Here is a 15,815-nt window from a genome sequence, read left to right as displayed (position 1 = left end):
CGACCACATCGGGTGATTCTGAACAATCAGCCTTTATTGGCTGATGATTAATAATCAGCTATTTTTGATTGATTATGCGTGATCATCTGGGTACGGTTAAGCCATGTACGTACTGACCATCGACCAGCGCGGCAGCACCGCCGACGTCGACCGCGTTCCCGATCTGATCACCGCGCTGCGCAGCCTTGTGTCGGCGCCCTTTGAGCGCTCAGTGGGTGATGAACTCCAGGGCGTGGTGGAACATGCCGAGGATGTGGTGGAGATCGCCATGTACGCACTCCGGAGCGGGCACTGGTACGTCGGGATCGGCGTCGGTGCCGTGCAGCTCACCCCGGGTGGCAGCCCCCGGGAAGGTTCCGGGAGCGGCTTTGTGGCAGCACGAAAGGCCGTGGAACTCGCCAAGGGTGCGGCTGGTCAGGTGCCATTGTCGGTGGTGTCCGGCAGTATCGGCCGTGGCCGGGAGATGCCTCCCCGCGCCAAGGAAGGAGCAATGAGCAGTGCAAATGCCCAGGCGGTGCTTCGCCTGATCGGACGGCTGGTGCAGCAACGCACACCAGCCCAGTGGCGGGTGGTGGACCGGTTGCGCGCACTCCAGGGCGGCGATGGGAAGCACGGCAGCCAGAAACACGTGGCCCAGGAACTGGGAATCACGGAGCAGTCGGTGAGCCGTGCTGTGCTCAGGTCCGGCTGGCAGGAAGAATGGGCCGCCAGGCCCGCCGCAGCCATGCTCCTCGAGTGCGCGCATTCCCAGATTGAAGGCGACCGGTGAACGCACTATGGATCGCAGTTGCCCTGCTGGTGGCCGGATTTGCAGGATGGCCGGTGACCGCATTGGTCTTCCGGCTCGCCCGGACCATTGACGACAAAGCGGACGCGGCCAGTAAGCCGGCCCCGGACGCATCAGCCCAGGATCCTTCGGCCGATGTCACCGTGGACACCGTGTCGGAAGCCCCGCGGACCGGTACCGGGCAAACCGTCGACGGCGAGCTGACGGCAGGAGGCGGCCAGCCGCCGTCGGACCTTCCCCAGCCGGCGTCCACGCTGCCGGCCCAGCGGATCCTGCGCGGCGGGGCAATCATCGGAGTCCTGGAACGCCTGGGCGTCTGCGTGGCCATCCTGACCGGACAGCCGGTGGCCATCGCCTACATTGTGGCCATCAAGGGCCTGGGCAGGTTCGCCGAATTGAAGGAGACGCCCGTGGCTGCGGAACGGTTCATCATCGGAACGCTCACATCCATGCTGTGGGCCGCGGGAACGGCGGCGGTGATCAAGGTGGTGTTCCTGCAGTGAGTCTTCCCGGTGCCCGGATCGGCGGCAGCCCACCCCTGGGGATAGGGTGTCCTTATGACTGTTTTTGCCGTTGAGTATGTGTACGCCGCCGATTCCTCCGCCGTCCGTGATGACCACCGCCCTGCACACCGCGCCTGGCTGGCGGGTTTGGCGGATGGGGGCCAACTGCTGACCAGCGGACCCTACGGTGACGGGGCAGGCGCCCTGCTGATCTTCAAGGTCCAGGACGAAACCGAGTTGAACGAACTCCTCAAGCAGGACCCGTTCGCCGTCGCCGGCACCATTGCCGGGATCCGGACCACCGAGTGGACTCCCGTGATCGGCCTCCTGGCCGCACACGCATCCTGATTCCCGGACCTATTTCACTACTGAAACACCTATTCAAGGAGTCCACGTGACCTCGGTCAGCCTGGGAATGCCGTCAGCACCGCCGCCCGTCCTCGCACCCCGCCGCAAGACGCGGCAGATCAAAGTGGGTTCCGTCGGGGTCGGTTCGGACTCGCCCATCAGCGTGCAGTCCATGACCACCACGCCCACTACGGACATCAACGCCACCCTGCAGCAGATCGCGGAACTCACCGCTTCCGGCTGCGACATCGTACGCGTCGCCTGCCCGTCTGCCGATGATGCGGAGGCACTGCCCATCATCGCGCGCAAGTCCCAGATCCCCGTCATTGCGGACATCCACTTCCAGCCCAAATACGTGTTCGCTGCAATTGAGGCCGGCTGCGCGGCAGTGCGCGTGAACCCGGGCAATATCCGCAAGTTCGATGACCAGGTTAAGGAAATCGCCCGCGCCGCGAAGGACCACGGGACCTCCATCCGGATCGGCATCAACGCCGGATCCCTCGAGCCTGGAATCCTGAAGAAATATGGCAAAGCCACGCCCGAGGCCCTCGTGGAATCGGCCGTCTGGGAAGCCTCGCTGTTCGAAGAGCACGGTTTCAACGACTTCAAGATCTCGGTCAAGCACAACGACCCCGTCATCATGGTTGCTGCCTACGAGATGCTGGCCGAGCAGGGCGACTGGCCCCTGCACCTGGGCGTGACCGAAGCCGGGCCAGCCTTCCAGGGAACCATCAAGTCCGCTACGGCCTTCGGGGCGCTCCTGGCCAAGGGCATCGGCGACACCATCCGGGTTTCCCTCTCGGCGCCGCCCGTTGAGGAAATCAAGGTGGGCAACCAGATCCTCCAGTCACTGAACCTGCGCCCGCGCAAACTGGAAATCGTCTCCTGCCCGTCATGCGGCCGCGCCCAGGTGGACGTCTACACCCTGGCCGAGCAGGTCACTGCAGGGCTGGAAGGCATGGAAATTCCGCTCCGTGTGGCAGTGATGGGCTGTGTTGTGAACGGGCCGGGCGAAGCCCGCGAAGCCGATCTGGGTGTGGCGTCGGGCAATGGCAAGGGCCAAATCTTTGTGAAGGGCCAAGTCATCAAGACTGTGCCTGAGAGCGAGATTGTTGAGACACTGATCGAAGAGGCCATGCGCATAGCTGAAGAGATGGGGGAGGCCGATGGCGAAGATGCTGTCAAGGGTAGCCCCGTGGTTAGCGTCTCATAAAGAGGACGCCGTGCCGGCGGGGATATCCGTCAGGACCCTCGCCGGTGCGGACACCCCTGCCCTGCGGCGCCTCGCGTCGCAGGACCCGGTGGCCAATGTATTTATCCTGGCGCACCTTCGGGCGGCTGGTTCGGCTGCGCCCACCACTGGTGGTGCGGCCATCTTGGGAGTTTTCGACGACGGCATCCTGGCGGGCGCGTGCTGGGCAGGCGCCAACCTGGTCCCGGTCCAGCTTGACCCGGAATTCACCAGGCTTGTCGCTGCGGCAGCAAGCACATCCGGCCGCCGCTTCGCCTCCGCCTTTGGCCCCGCAGATGCCGTCCTTGCACTTCATGCTGAGCTTGCAGAACTGGGGCATGCGGCCCACGAGGTGCGGGATGAACAACCGCTGATGACGCTGTGCGGGCCGCCGGCAGTGGAGCCGAACGAGGACCTGGACCTTGGCCGGCTGGCCGATTTTGACCGGATCCTTCCTGCCTGCGCCGCCATGTTCGAAGAGGAAGTGGGCTATTCGCCGTTCCTCGGGGGCAAGGAGTTCTATAGCCGTCGGGTGGAAGGCCTCATCCGGCAAGGCCACTCATTGGCGCACGTCAACGAATCCGGCGATGTTGTGTTCAAGGCCGAACTGGGAGCTGTGACAGCTGACGTCACGCAGATCCAGGGTGTATGGATGAACCCGGGCTACCGCGGACAGGGTCTGAGCGCAGGCTACATGGCTGCCGTAGTGGAGAAGGCGCGAACGCTTGCCCCCGTCACCAGCCTTTACGTCAACGGCTTCAACCTGCGTGCACGGTCCACGTACGAGCGGGTGGGCTTCCGCCAGGTTGGCACCTTCGCCACGGTGCTGTTCTAGCCTCCAGGATGCCGCATTAGGTCACCCCTCAGCTTTCAGGTCACCCGTCAGGTAGTGCTGGACGTTAGGCGCCACGAGCCGGACAACGTCCTCGGGGGAAGCGGACGCGAGCGGTTCCAGCCGAATGACATACCGGACCAGCATCACGCCCACCATCTGCGTGGCCACGAGACTTCCGCGCATGGCCACTTCTGCGGGCGGTCCGGGGACTCCCGCCATGATCCGGCTGAGGATGGTGCGCTGTACCAGTTCCCGCAGCAGCAGGGTCTTCGCCTTCGAACCGATGGTTCCCCGGAGGAAGGCCACCAGGCTGTGCTGGGCCGGGCTCTCCCACAAGCGCAGCACCGCACGCACAATCGCCTCGGCCCGGTCCTCCGGCGAGTAGCCGTTGACGCCTGCCAGGACCTTCTCCGGGTCGGCCGGCAGTGCCACGCTCAGCGCAAAAAGCTGGTCCTTGCCTTTGAAGAAGTGGTGCACCATGGCGGGGTCCACTCCGGATTCCCGGGCGATCTGGCGCAGGCTGGTCCCCTCGAAACCGTGTTCGGCGAACAGTCTCCGGGCGGTGTCCAGGATCTGGTCCCTCGACTCGCTTGCCCCGCCGCGTCTGCCCCGCCGGACCGGACCAGCCGCGCTTCCTGCGGGCTCCGCGGCGCCCGCAGGATCTAAGCCGCCCGCCGGATACTGCTGTCCATTCACGCAGTCCGCCGCCGCAGGGTCAACGACGCGAGGACCAGAACCGCCAGGACAATGGCCACCATGATGCCCGCGTCCATCCACAGCTGGTCTGTGGCCTCGGTGTTGGTGGCAATCTCCTGGAGCGCATCCACCGAAAAGGTCAGGGGCAGGACGTTCGACACAGCCTCCAGGGCCTCATTCATCCTCTCGCGGGCCACAAAGAGACCACAGAGCAGAATCTGCGGGACCACCACCACCGGCATAAACTGCACGGCCTGGAATTCCGTGCGGGCGAAGGCCGAACAGAGCAGCCCCAGAGCGACGCCAAGAACCGCATTGATCACGGCAATCATGACCACCAGACCCGGGCTGCCTTGGATGTCGAGCCCGAAAATCCAGTAGGCCACGGCGGTAGCCACCAGCGACTGCAGCGCGGCCATGATGGAAAATGCGAGCCCGTAGCCGAACAGCAGGTCCGCCTTGTGGATGGGAGTGGTCAGCAGCCGTTCCAGGGTCCCGGAGGTGCGTTCGCGCAGCATCGTGATGGACGTAACCAGGAACATCACCACAAACGGGAAGATCGCCAGCATCATCAGGCCTACGCGGTCAAAAGTCCTGGGCGCGCCAGTCGCCAGTGTTTCATTTTCGTAGAGAAAGTACACGGCGGTGAGCAGCAGCGCAGGAACCACCAGGATCAGCGCGATGCTTCGGTGGTCGTGCCGGAGTTGGTCCAGGACACGCCGGGTGGTGGCCAACAGCATCAACACGTTCATGACCGTACCGTCCCTTCGGTGGACCGGCCCTCGGCGGTGTCCTGGATGATGTGCAGAAAGGCCTTCTCCAGATCGGCGCTGTGCCCGCGTTGACTCAATTCCGCTGGCGTCAGCTGCGCCAGGAGCTTCCCTTCCCGGAGCAGGAGCAGCGATCCGCAATGGCTGGCTTCCTCCATCACATGGCTGGAAACCAGGAGCGTGGTCCCGGACTCGGCCATGGTCCGGAACCGGTCCCACAGGTCCGCACGGAGCACCGGGTCAAGGCCGACGGTGGGTTCATCCAGCACGAGCAGGCTGGGACGAGCCACCAGGGCGCAGGCCAGTGACACCCGGCTCAGCTGACCGCCGGAGAGGTCCCCGGTTTTCTGCCTGGCCTGCGGGTCAAGCCCGACGGCGGCGATCGCTTCCGCGGCTTCGGCGCGGCCCTTGCGGTGCATGGCGCCGAAGTATCGGACGTTGGCTTCGACGGTGAGGTCCGGATACACGCTGGGGGACTGGGTCACGTAGCCCACCCGGTGCCGCAGGTCAGGGTGCCCGGCGGGCAGCCCCAGTACTTTTACTGAGCCGGAGGTGAGTAGTTGGACTCCCATGACGGCCCGCATGAGGGTGGTCTTGCCGCTGCCGGACGGGCCCAACAGCCCGGTTATCTGGCCCGTGTGGATGGAAAAGTCCAGGCCGCGCAGGACGGAAACATTTCCCCTGGTGACGTGCAGGGAGCTGGCGGCGACGGCCACCTCAGGTTCAGGGCCGGCCGGGGCAGTTGCTGCTGTATGGGACATGTGTGCCCTCCGAAATGCTGGGAGTCCTCGCTTAATTCACCAGATGGTGAATTAAACCTAGACCTGGCGAAGGTCGCCGTCAACAACTTCAAATGGAAAAACCCTTGTGCATGTGTCGGCTATCACATATGTTCGGATTAGCTGCGCTGGAGTGGGTGGGCGGTCTCACCAGTCCTCACCAGTACCCAGGCGTCAACGGCCATGGAGCCACGTCCGCATGTAATGACCAGCCGTTTACGGCCAGGGGCTTTGCACGCCGGGCGTGGCTCTAGTGCGTTCCGCCCGCCCGGCCCTCAGCACAGCCCCCCGCCCGGCCCTCGGCACAGCCCCCCATCCGACTCCGCGCCTGGCTCTGGCCCGGCTCAGGTTCCGCCGCCAGAAGGGGCTTGGATTGCCGGTAGATTAGTACCCAGAAGAATTGTCCCGTCCTGCTTTTCCAGCAGCTATTCCCAGAAACGGATACCCACCCTTGGTCACAAGAATGTCCCAGCTTTTCCTGCGCACCTTGCGTGAAGATCCCGCCGATGCCGAGGTGGCCAGCCACCGGCTCCTGATCCGGGCAGGCTATATCCGCCGGGCCGCGCCGGGTATCTACACCTGGCTGCCACTGGGGCTCAGCGTGCTGCGCAAAGTGGAGCAGGTCATCCGCGAGGAAATGTCAGCTATCGGCGCTCAGGAAGTCCACTTCCCGGCACTGCTGCCCAAGGAACCCTACGAGGCCACCAACCGCTGGACGGAATACGGCGAAGGCATCTTCAGGCTCAAGGACCGTAAGGGCAACGACTACCTGCTGGCACCCACGCATGAGGAAATGTTCGCCCTGCTGGTCAAGGACCTGTACTCGTCCTACAAGGACCTGCCGCTGAGCATTTACCAGATCCAGAACAAATACCGCGACGAAGCACGCCCCCGGGCTGGCTTGATCCGCGGCCGCGAATTCATCATGAAGGACTCCTACTCCTTCGACGTGGACGACGCCGGCCTGGACGCCAGTTACGCCGCACACCGCGTCGCCTACCTCAGGATTTTTGAGCGCCTGGGCCTGGAGGTTGTTCCCGTTGCGGCCACCGCCGGTGCGATGGGCGGGTCAAAGAGCGAGGAATTCCTGCACCCCACCGAGATCGGTGAGGACACTTTTGTGCGCTCCGCCGGAGGTTACGCGGCCAACGTTGAAGCTGTCACCACTGTGGTTCCCGCGGACATCGACTTCACAGGCGCCCCCGTCGCCGAGGTCCGGGACACCCCGGACACCCCCACGATCGACACGCTCGTGGACGCCGCCAACGTCCTCGCTCCGCGGGCAGAGGCCGACGGCGGCGCCTGGACCGCCGCTGACACGCTCAAGAACGTCGTCCTCGCCGTCACACTGCCCACCGGGGAGCGCCAGCTCGTCGTCATCGGCCTCCCCGGCGACCGCGGCGTTGACCTCAAGCGCGTCGAAGCGAACATCGGGTCCTTCTTGCCGCTTGCCGGCGAGATTACGCTCGAAGCCGCCAACGACGACGACCTCAAGAAGCAGCCCCTGATCGTGAAGGGCTATCTCGGCCCCGGCATGTCCCTGGACGCGCCGCTGCTGGGCACCGAGGGCGCCGCAAAGTTGCTCTACCTCGTGGACCCCCGCGTCGTCAGCGGCTCCGCCTGGGTCACCGGCGCCAACGATGCCGGCAAGCACGTCTTCGGTCTCGTCGCCGGACGCGACTTTGGCTGGGACGGCGTCATCGAGTGCACCGACGTGCGCGCCGGTGACGAGGCTCCGGACGGCTCCGGTCCGCTCGAAACCGCCCGCGGCATCGAAATGGGCCACATATTCCAGCTTGGCCGCAAGTACGCCGCGGCCCTGGACCTGAAGGTCCTGGACCAGAACGGCAAGCAGGTCGTGGTGACCATGGGTTCCTACGGCGTCGGTGTCACCCGCGCCGTCGCCGCCCTCGCCGAGTCCAACCACGATGAGAAGGGCCTGATCTGGCCCCGCGCCGTCGCCCCTGCAGATGTCCACGTGGTGGCCGTCGGCCGCGGCGAGGAGATCTTTGCCGCCGCCGAGAAGTTGGCCCTGGAACTCGAGGCCGCCGGCCTGGACGTCATCTATGACGACCGGCCCAAGGTCTCCCCGGGCGTAAAGTTCGGCGACGCGGAACTCGTCGGCGTCCCCACTATCCTGGCCGTCGGCCGCGGCCTGGTGGACGGCGTTGTGGAAGTCAAGGACCGCCGCAGCGGCGAAGCCGAGAACGTAGCCGTGGACAAGGCTGTTGACTATGTGGTCACCGCCGTCCGCAGCTGACCTGCGGCGGTGATTTCCGGTTTCGAGTCGATCCAGCTCACCACGATCATCCTGATTGTGGTGGCTGGATTTGCGGCCGGCTGGGTAGATGCGGTGGTGGGCGGCGGGGGCCTGCTGCAGCTGCCGGCCATGCTGCTGGTGCCGGGAATCACGCCGGTCCAGGCCCTGGCCACCAACAAGATGGGGTCTATTTTTGGCACCACCACGAGCGCGGTGACGTACTACAGGCGGGTGAAACCGGACCTTCGGACAGCCGTGCCCATGGCGCTGATCGCCCTTGCCGGCAGCTTCGCGGGGGCAGTTCTGGCCGCCACCCTGCCTGCGAGTGTCTTCAAACCGATCATCGTGGTGGCGCTGGTCGTCGTCGCGCTTTTTACGGCACTGAAGCCCAACGTCGGCGACATCACTGTGCTGAGGCACGATGGCCGCGCGCACTACGTGGTGGCCTGCCTGATCGGGGCCGTTATCGGCTTCTATGACGGCCTGATCGGTCCGGGCACCGGTTCCTTCCTCATCATCGCGCTCGTTTCGGCGATGGGCTATGCCTTCCTGGAGGCCAGCGCCAAAGCCAAGATCGTGAACATGGCCACCAACGCAGGCGCCCTGTTCTTCTTCCTGCCCCACGGGTCAGTCCTGTGGGGTGTTGGCCTGGTGCTGGGCCTGGCCAACATGGCCGGCGGCTACCTGGGCGCACGGACCGCGGTGAGGCAGGGCAGCCGCTTCATCCGTGTTGTATTCCTGCTGGTGGTAGGCGCCCTGATCATCAAACTCGGCATCGATGTCTGGGTGGAAAACTTCGTCTGAGAGGGTTGCCAAAGCCCTCGCAGTCGCCGGCCGGGCGTACCATGCAGGTATGTCCGCAGGCGGGGAATCCTATTCGGAAGCATTGTCAGCTGCGGCACGCCGCGCCGCCGAGTGGCTGGCGAGCCTGCCGGACAGGCACGTCGGTCCTGCCCAGAGCGCCCACGATCTCGCGGCCGACTTCGGCGGCCCGCTTCCCGAGCAGGGCATGCCTGCCGCAGCTGTGGTTGAGTACCTGGCGGACAAAGCCGAGCCGGGGCTGATGGCCATGCCCTCGGGGCGCTTTTTTGGCTGGGTGATCGGCGGGACGCTGCCTGCTGCGCTGGCCGCGGACTGGCTGGTCAGCGCCTGGGACCAGAACTCCGGCCTGCGCTACGCCACGCCTGCCATAGCCGCCATCGAAGAGGGGGCCGGCCACTGGCTGCTGGACCTCCTGGGCCTCCCGGCCGAATCGGATGTCGGCTTCACCACGGGTGCCACCATGGCCAACTTCACCGGGCTGGCCGCTGCGCGGTGGCGGTTGCTGGCCGATGCCGACTGGGACCTGGACGTCGATGGCCTGGCTGGCGCCCCGCGGATCAGGTGCTTTGTGGGCCAGGAGCGCCACGAGACGATTGACCTGGGTCTGCGGTACCTTGGGCTCGGCCGGCCCACCGCGGTCCCCGCTGATGCCCAAGGCAGGCTGGTCGCCGCAGACCTGGACCGGCTGCTGGCGGAAGGGTCCGGGCCCGCGCTGGTTTGCCTCCAGGCCGGCAACCTCCACTCCGGAGCCTTCGACCCCTTCGACGCCGCCATCGAGGTTGCCCGGCGGCATGGTGCCTGGGTGCACGTGGACGGCGCGTTCGGGCTGTGGGCCGCGGCAGTGCCCGAGTTCGCGGACCTTACCCGCGGCATGGCCCTGGCCGATTCGTGGGGGACCGACGCCCACAAGACCCTCAACGTCCCGTATGACTGCGGTATTGCCATCGTCAGGGATTCAGCAGCGCTACGCAGCGCCATGGGACTGCAGCACACCAGCTACCTGATCCACGACGTAGAAGGCCCGGGTGACCCGTTCGAAAAAGCGCCGGAGCTGTCCCGCCGCGGCCGCGGCGTGCCGGTGTGGGCCGCCCTCCGCTCCCTGGGCCGGGACGGCGTGGCAGCCCAGGTCCGCGGGCTCGCCGACGCCGCTTCGACGATCGGCAGCCGCCTGGCCGAGGTGGACGGTGTCGAGGTGCTCAACACGGTGGACTACACCCAGGTTTCGCTCGCCTTCGGGGACGACGCCACCACGCGCGCCGTGACTGCCCAGGTGATCGAGGACGGCAAGGTCTGGATGTCCGGGTCACGCTGGCAGGGCAGAGATGTCCTGCGCGTCTCGGTCAGCAACTGGAGCACTGACGCGGACGACGTCGGCACTGCCGTCGAGGCAGTCAGTTCCGCTTTGGCGGCTGTGCGGGCCGCCGGCTGATCAACTGGCGGCACCGTTCCATCGGGAAGCCACCCATCGCTCAGCTGTCGCCGTGTCCTGGCTCAGGCAGGGCGTGCGCCGAGGGGAGACCAGCGAGGGTCCGCCCGGCAAGGGTGCTGGCCACCCAGAGTGACCGGGCAAGATCTCCTTGGTGGCGCGGCAAGGACGCGTAGCAGAGGGCGTTCTCCACTTCGCGTGCCACTGCCCACTGGCGGGAAGCCTCGGCATCGAGTCCGGCCGCGGCGCTGAAGTCCTGGCAACGCCGCCTCAACCCTCCTGCCGGATCGCTCCGGGGCAGGTCGCCGAGACGGTTCCACAGCAGCGGTGCCACCGCGAACTCCGGTTCGCCGATCATGGGCTGCGGGTCGATGGCGACGAATGCTTCCCCGGGGAGCCCTCCGCTGCTGGGTTGGGGCCGGGCCAGGATGTTCAGGAAATGCAGGTCCGTATGGACCAGGACATCGCGACCCGAGCGGCGGCCCACGGCGCCGCGGGTCTGGCAGACCTCCAGGGCCGCCTCCAGTAGCCAGCGCGGGAACGGGCGGCCCTGCTGTTCCCAGTCGGCGGGCAGGTCATCGCTCCATTGTTCGGCCCGCCCGGCGATGTGGTCGAACTCCTGCCACTGCGGCCGGCCGTCCGGCACCAGGCCCAACTGCCGCATGGTGCTGCCCCAGGCCGCCGCCGCTTGATCCAGCGGAAGGATCTGGAGCGAGGAGTCCGCATTCAGCCGCTCAAGCAGCATGGCGCACGTTCCGGCGTCGGATTCCAACAGCCGGACGGCGCCGGAGCCTCCCCACAGCGCCAGCGCATGGCGTTCCACCCGTGCCTCATCGTGGGGAAACGCGATCTTGAGCGCCGCGGGCGTCCCGTCCGTCCGGCGGACAGGAACCACGACGCCGCCGTGGCCATGCCACGGGAGGGCGCCGGCTGCCAGGTCAACAGCCAGCCCCCAATGCTCCAGCCGCCCCTGCACCAGTCCCGGGAGGGAGGAAAGCCAGGCCCGTCCCGCGCTACTGTGGCTGAAACGCCCGCTAAGGGCTGGCGGGATCGGCACGCCAATCTGGACACTCACAGGACGCCGCTTGCGCCGAGCAGGTTGCCGATGGAGAACGTGGCAGCCAATGCCAAAGCCCCGCCCGCCACCACCCTGGCGGCGGCCCGTACCTTCGAGCCGCCGCCAATCCAGGCGCCCAGGGCCCCGGTGGCGGCAAGGGCCACCAGCACGGCCGCGAAGGTCAGTGGGACCCGGATGTTTTCCGGCGGCAGGAGGATGGCGGCCATCGGCAGGATGGCGCCGGTCACGAACGCAACAGCTGAAGCAAAGGCTGCATTCCACGGGCTCACTATGTCTGTTTCGTCGATGTTCAGTTCGGCGGACAGGTGTGCGCCCAGGGCATCGTGGGCTGTCAGCTCCCGGGCCACTTTCCTTGCTGTGTCCAGGCTCAGGCCCTTGCCCTGGTAGATCGCCGCGAGTTCCTCCAGCTCTTCCTCCGGCTGTTCCTGCAGCTCCAGGCGTTCCTTTTCGATCAGGGCCCGCTGGCTGTCTTTCTGGCTGCTGACGGACACGTACTCGCCCAGGGCCATGGATACTGCACCACCCACCAGACCGGCCGTGCCGGCGACGAGGATCGGTCCGGACTGTGTGGTTACACCGGCGACTCCCACGACGATTGCGGCGACCGAGACGATGCCGTCATTGGCACCGAGCACGCCGGCGCGCAACCAGTTCAGGCGCTGAGCGACGTCGTTTTGGTGGGGCTCGTTCTCATGAAGGGCGGGGGCGCCGGCACTGTTCATGCCTCCAGCAAAGCATTAGTGCCTGCGGCTGGCCAGTGTGCCGTGCCTTGGCTACGAATTGCCGGGAGTGCTGGTTGTGGAAGTTCCCGGAATTGATACAGGCTCCGGCAGTGGCGGCAGGAGTGTTTCGTCCAGGACCAGGCCGGGGACCGGGCCTGGCGACGCACCCCAGTGGACGGTCCGCCGTACCGCCGACTGAAGTGCCGAGAGTGCCCATGCCCGTTCGGGTCCCTCGCTAAGGGCCACCACGTCGCCGAGCACCGGAAGTGTCTCTGCTTCCAGTGTTCCCAGCCCCGCCGCAGGGTCTGCCAGGAACGCCTGGCTCAGGGCATAGCCGGGCTGCCTCAGGGGTACCGCGGCGCAGCGGGACCTGCCCATGGCCTCCGCTTCGCTACGGAGGACGCCGTGCTGGGCCAGGAAGTTCGACGCCGGAGCAGCTGACCCGGAGTTAAGCCGGGTCAGCGCGGCCTGGTATGCGTAGACCAGTTCCAGCTCGCCGGCAACGGCAGAGGCAAGCGCCAAGCCGAGGTCCGCGCCAGTGCTTGCGTCGGCGATCGCCGCTTCGCTGGCACAGCTGGCGGCGGCTGTAGCCGTAGCAGGGGTGGGGGCCGCCGGCGATGCCGGGGAGGACGGTCCGGCAACCGGAAGCGGTGCCAATGCGATCCCGGCCGCCGAGGCCAGCTCCTCCGCGGCCAGGAGCTGGGCGGTACCGGCGCCGGCGAGAAGGCGGGCCATGCCGCCGTCGGCCGTTTCGGCGTCCTGGAGCCGCTGTGCCCCGCTTGACTGGAGGGCAGCGGCGAGGTCTGCGGTGGTCGACGGCGGCGTGTCGGTGGGCGGCGTCGTGGCCAGTGCGGTGGCCGCGTCAGTAGGCGCGCCGTCCAGTGCAGGATCGCCGGCCGCATCAGCCGGCAGCATCAAGGCCCGGGCCTGCACAGTCAGCAAAGTCACAACCCGGGACAAGGCTGCAGCTTGTGGGGCCGGCGCAGTGGCGCCGGCAGTGTCTACGAGGTCCAGGCCCGCGGCCCTCAGGGTCAGGGAATCAGCGAACGCGGATGCCCTTGCTTGCTCGGAAAACGGCGGCGCTGCAGGCGGGGGCGGTTGGCGGGGAATGAGCACGAATCCCAGGCTCGCCACCAGAAGGGCGGCCAGCGCAAAAACGGCGTACTGGAAATAGCGCCCGTGGCGGCCGGTCTCCTGCGTGTCGTCTTTCACAACAGACCATGTTGTCACGCCTGATGCGGCTCTTCGTGCACCACTGCGGCCGGAAAATCGTTACGCTAGTAGTCACAACATCATCTATTGGAAGGCGGCCGGCATCGTGAGCAATGCAGAAGCCACGACTTCATCAGACGCTACCGGAACGGGTACCGCTGTTGCTGCGCCCGCCAACAATCCCGAAGCCACCAGGCTCCGGGCGCTGCTGGAACCGGCGGTGCAGGCCAACCGCCTGTACCTCGAGGACGTATCCATCATGGCGGGTTCGCACCGCGTGGTCCACGTGGTGGTCGACCTGCCGCAGGAGGAAACCGGCGGCGTGAACCTTGATGTCATTGCTGACATCTCCAGGATCCTCTCCGATGTCCTGGATAATGATCCAGCGGACGACGGGCGCCCCTACGACCTCGAGGTTTCCTCCCCGGGTGTCGCGCGTCCCCTCACCGAAGTCCGGCACTGGCACCGTGCCCGGGGCCGGATGGTCAAGGTTAACGTTATCCAGGGCGAAAACGTCACCGGCAGGGTCCAGTCCGTGGACGATTCCGGCGTCACCATCATCCCGGAGATCGCCGTCAAGAAGGGCATGAAGCCCAAGCAGGGCGAGCCCCAGATTCTTCCTTTCGACAGGATCCGCAACGGAAAAGTCGAGATCGAATTCAGCCACCTCGAAGAAGCTGGTCTGGAACCTGAGCACAATGGACCTTCTGAGGAGGCCTGATGGATATTGACATGAGCGCGCTGAGACTTCTGGAGCGTGAGCGCGAAATTCCGCTGGACCTCCTGATCCCCACCATCGAGCAGGCGCTCCTGGTGGCATACCACAAATCGCCCGGCGCCTTTGAAAAGGCCCGGGCCGAGCTGGACCGCAAGAGCGGCCACGTGACCATCTGGGCAGTGGAGATCGACGACGACGGCGCCCCCATTGGCGAGTTTGAGGACACGCCTGCCGGCTTCGGCCGTATTGCCGCGAGCACCGCACGCCAGATCATCCTCCAGCGCCTGCGCGACGTCGAGGACGACGCCATCCTGGGTGAGTTCAAGGGCCGCGAGGGCGAACTTGTGGCCGGCCTGATCCAGCAGGGCAACAACCCGCACATGATTCAGGTCAACCTGGGTTCGGTGGAGGCCCTGCTGCCGCCGCCCGAACAGGTGCCGGGGGAGAAGTACATCCACGGCAACCGGCTCCGCGCCATCGTTATCGACGTCCACCGCGGCACCAAGGGCCCGTCCGTCACGCTGTCCCGTTCACACCCGGGCCTCGTCCGGAAGCTCTTCGAACTGGAGGTCCCGGAGATCGCGGACCGCTCGGTGGAGATCGTGGCACTGGCCCGCGAGGCCGGCCACCGTACCAAGATCGCGGTCAAGGCCCACACCCAGGGCATCAACGCCAAGGGCGCCTGCATCGGCGAAATGGGTTCCCGCGTCCGCGCCGTTATGACGGAACTGAACGACGAAAAAATCGACATTGTCGACTTCAGCGAGGATCCGGCAACGTTTATTGCCAGTGCACTTTCCCCCTCGCGTGTGAATTCGGTCACCATCGTGGACGAGGCCACCCGCTCCGCGCGTGTGGTGGTCCCGGACTACCAGCTCTCGCTGGCCATCGGCAAAGAGGGCCAGAACGCCCGGCTGGCGGCCAAGCTGACGGGCTGGCGGATCGATATCGTCTCGGACGCGGCCCCGGCGCGCGAAAGCTAATCCGGTTCCGGGGCGGCGGCCGGCGGCGGATGCCTTCGGGCGAAGCCCCGGTTTCGGGCAGAACTGCCCCGAGGGGCTAGAATAGACATGACCGCGCCTAACGGCCGGTATTCGTGTGCCCTGAGTATTCCCGTTCCGCCGATGCGGTTGGGTCCTCGGGGCCGGCAGTTATGAACGTCAGGAAGATACTCACCGTGGCAGAAGTGCTTCACACCGAGGATCAACCGCAGCGTACCTGCATCGGATGCCGGAAAAAGGCACCGCGGTCTGAGTTACTCCGGCTCGTCGCCGAAGGCAGCGGTTCCACCGCAGTGCTGGTAGACGAACGACGCCGGATGGCTGGCAGGGGTGCATGGCTGCACCCCAGCGAAGCGTGCCTGGCCCTGGCGGTCAAGCGGCGAGCATTCGGAAGGGCCCTCAACGGTGCAACCGGGTCCACCGCCGTCGAACGCCGGATCATGGCAGGCAAGCAGGACGCCGGCCCGTTGCAGGTACCCCTGGTAGCTGCAGCAAAAACCGTCCAACCTGAAAGCGGGTCAGAAAACTGATGGAAACCCGATGAGTTCCCAGCGATGAGTGCGCAACGATGACAACTTTGTTGCGCTCTGCAATGGGCCCTGTAGTTGCAACCGCGGCTGGGGCCCG

17 protein-coding genes are annotated in these 15,815 nt (G+C 66.1%); 11 read left to right on the top strand and 6 right to left on the bottom strand.

Annotated elements, in window-relative coordinates:
* Window positions 1-103 precede the first annotated feature (103 nt).
* Genes QK290_RS02305 through QK290_RS02285 form a run of 5 tightly spaced genes read left to right on the top strand, consistent with a single transcriptional unit; the run spans window position 104 to window position 3,704 of the window.
* A complete protein-coding gene (locus QK290_RS02305) occupies window positions 104-769 on the top strand; it encodes a MarR family transcriptional regulator (protein ID WP_282329129.1) in 666 nt (221 codons plus the stop codon).
* Complete coding sequence (locus tag QK290_RS02300; RefSeq protein WP_282329128.1) at window positions 766-1,290, top strand: hypothetical protein; 525 nt, start codon at window positions 766-768, stop codon at window positions 1,288-1,290. Before QK290_RS02305 ends, QK290_RS02300 begins: the two co-directional genes overlap by 4 nt.
* A 54-nt stretch (window positions 1,291-1,344) precedes the next feature.
* The gene (locus QK290_RS02295; protein ID WP_282329127.1) at window positions 1,345-1,638 is read left to right on the top strand and encodes a YciI family protein; all 294 of its coding nucleotides are present in this window, start codon (window positions 1,345-1,347) and stop codon (window positions 1,636-1,638) included.
* A 46-nt stretch (window positions 1,639-1,684) separates the two neighbouring features.
* Window positions 1,685-2,851 (top strand): flavodoxin-dependent (E)-4-hydroxy-3-methylbut-2-enyl-diphosphate synthase, encoded by a 1,167-nt coding sequence (gene ispG, locus QK290_RS02290; protein WP_104063099.1) that lies wholly within the window; start codon window positions 1,685-1,687, stop codon window positions 2,849-2,851.
* Window positions 2,814-3,704 (top strand): GNAT family N-acetyltransferase, encoded by an 891-nt coding sequence (locus tag QK290_RS02285; protein WP_282329348.1) that lies wholly within the window; start codon window positions 2,814-2,816, stop codon window positions 3,702-3,704. The genes ispG and QK290_RS02285 overlap by 38 nt, the downstream gene beginning before the upstream one ends.
* A gap of 21 nt (window positions 3,705-3,725) precedes the next feature.
* Here QK290_RS02285 and QK290_RS02280 read toward each other — a convergent pair whose 3' ends face one another.
* From QK290_RS02280 to QK290_RS02270, 3 genes are all read right to left on the bottom strand, one after another.
* A complete protein-coding gene (locus QK290_RS02280; protein ID WP_282329347.1) occupies window positions 3,726-4,277 on the bottom strand; it encodes a TetR family transcriptional regulator in 552 nt (183 codons plus the stop codon).
* 119 nt (window positions 4,278-4,396) lie between these two features.
* Complete coding sequence (locus tag QK290_RS02275; RefSeq protein ID WP_282329346.1) at window positions 4,397-5,140, bottom strand: ABC transporter permease; 744 nt, start codon at window positions 5,138-5,140, stop codon at window positions 4,397-4,399.
* Between the two features lie 8 nt (window positions 5,141-5,148).
* On the bottom strand, window positions 5,149-5,931 hold the full coding sequence (locus QK290_RS02270) for an ABC transporter ATP-binding protein (RefSeq protein WP_282329126.1): 783 nt from the start codon (window positions 5,929-5,931) through the stop codon (window positions 5,149-5,151).
* Between the two features lie 469 nt (window positions 5,932-6,400).
* On the opposite strand from QK290_RS02270, the gene QK290_RS02265 reads away from it, so the two are divergent.
* The 3 genes from QK290_RS02265 to QK290_RS02255 are packed head-to-tail and all read left to right on the top strand — an operon-like array spanning window position 6,401 to window position 10,460.
* On the top strand, window positions 6,401-8,209 hold the full coding sequence (locus QK290_RS02265; protein WP_282329125.1) for a proline--tRNA ligase: 1,809 nt from the start codon (window positions 6,401-6,403) through the stop codon (window positions 8,207-8,209).
* Between the two features lie 9 nt (window positions 8,210-8,218).
* Window positions 8,219-9,013 (top strand): TSUP family transporter, encoded by a 795-nt coding sequence (locus tag QK290_RS02260; RefSeq protein ID WP_282329124.1) that lies wholly within the window; start codon window positions 8,219-8,221, stop codon window positions 9,011-9,013.
* 49 nt (window positions 9,014-9,062) lie between these two features.
* On the top strand, window positions 9,063-10,460 hold the full coding sequence (locus QK290_RS02255; RefSeq protein WP_282329123.1) for a pyridoxal-dependent decarboxylase: 1,398 nt from the start codon (window positions 9,063-9,065) through the stop codon (window positions 10,458-10,460).
* 40 nt (window positions 10,461-10,500) lie between these two features.
* On the opposite strand, the gene QK290_RS02250 is transcribed toward QK290_RS02255, so the two are convergent.
* The 3 genes from QK290_RS02250 to QK290_RS02240 are packed head-to-tail and all read right to left on the bottom strand — an operon-like array spanning window position 10,501 to window position 13,469.
* A complete protein-coding gene (locus QK290_RS02250) occupies window positions 10,501-11,532 on the bottom strand; it encodes an aminoglycoside phosphotransferase family protein (RefSeq protein WP_282329122.1) in 1,032 nt (343 codons plus the stop codon).
* Window positions 11,529-12,257, bottom strand: a complete 729-nt coding sequence (locus QK290_RS02245) for a VIT1/CCC1 transporter family protein (protein ID WP_252575297.1) — start codon at window positions 12,255-12,257, stop codon at window positions 11,529-11,531. Before QK290_RS02245 ends, QK290_RS02250 begins: the two co-directional genes overlap by 4 nt.
* Window positions 12,258-12,308: 51 nt before the next feature.
* Window positions 12,309-13,469 (bottom strand): DUF4439 domain-containing protein, encoded by a 1,161-nt coding sequence (locus QK290_RS02240; protein ID WP_282329121.1) that lies wholly within the window; start codon window positions 13,467-13,469, stop codon window positions 12,309-12,311.
* Window positions 13,470-13,575: 106 nt separating this feature from the next.
* Here QK290_RS02240 and rimP point away from each other — a divergent pair, with 106 nt between their 5' ends.
* The 3 genes from rimP (at window position 13,576) to QK290_RS02225 (ending at window position 15,718) form a co-directional block, all read left to right on the top strand.
* Window positions 13,576-14,190 (top strand): ribosome maturation factor RimP, encoded by a 615-nt coding sequence (gene rimP / locus QK290_RS02235; RefSeq protein WP_282329120.1) that lies wholly within the window; start codon window positions 13,576-13,578, stop codon window positions 14,188-14,190.
* Window positions 14,190-15,170: a transcription termination factor NusA gene (gene nusA / locus QK290_RS02230; RefSeq protein ID WP_058929500.1), complete on the top strand. Its 981-nt coding sequence runs from the start codon at window positions 14,190-14,192 to the stop codon at window positions 15,168-15,170. Before rimP ends, nusA begins: the two co-directional genes overlap by 1 nt.
* A gap of 170 nt (window positions 15,171-15,340) precedes the next feature.
* Complete coding sequence (locus QK290_RS02225) at window positions 15,341-15,718, top strand: YlxR family protein (protein WP_141139999.1); 378 nt, start codon at window positions 15,341-15,343, stop codon at window positions 15,716-15,718.
* The last annotated feature ends 97 nt before the right edge of the window (window positions 15,719-15,815 follow it).

It is taken from the genome of Pseudarthrobacter sp. AL07, from assembly GCF_029960665.1.
Classification (GTDB): Bacteria; Actinomycetota; Actinomycetes; order Actinomycetales; family Micrococcaceae; genus Arthrobacter.
This window is presented reverse-complemented; position numbering and strand designations above follow the sequence as displayed.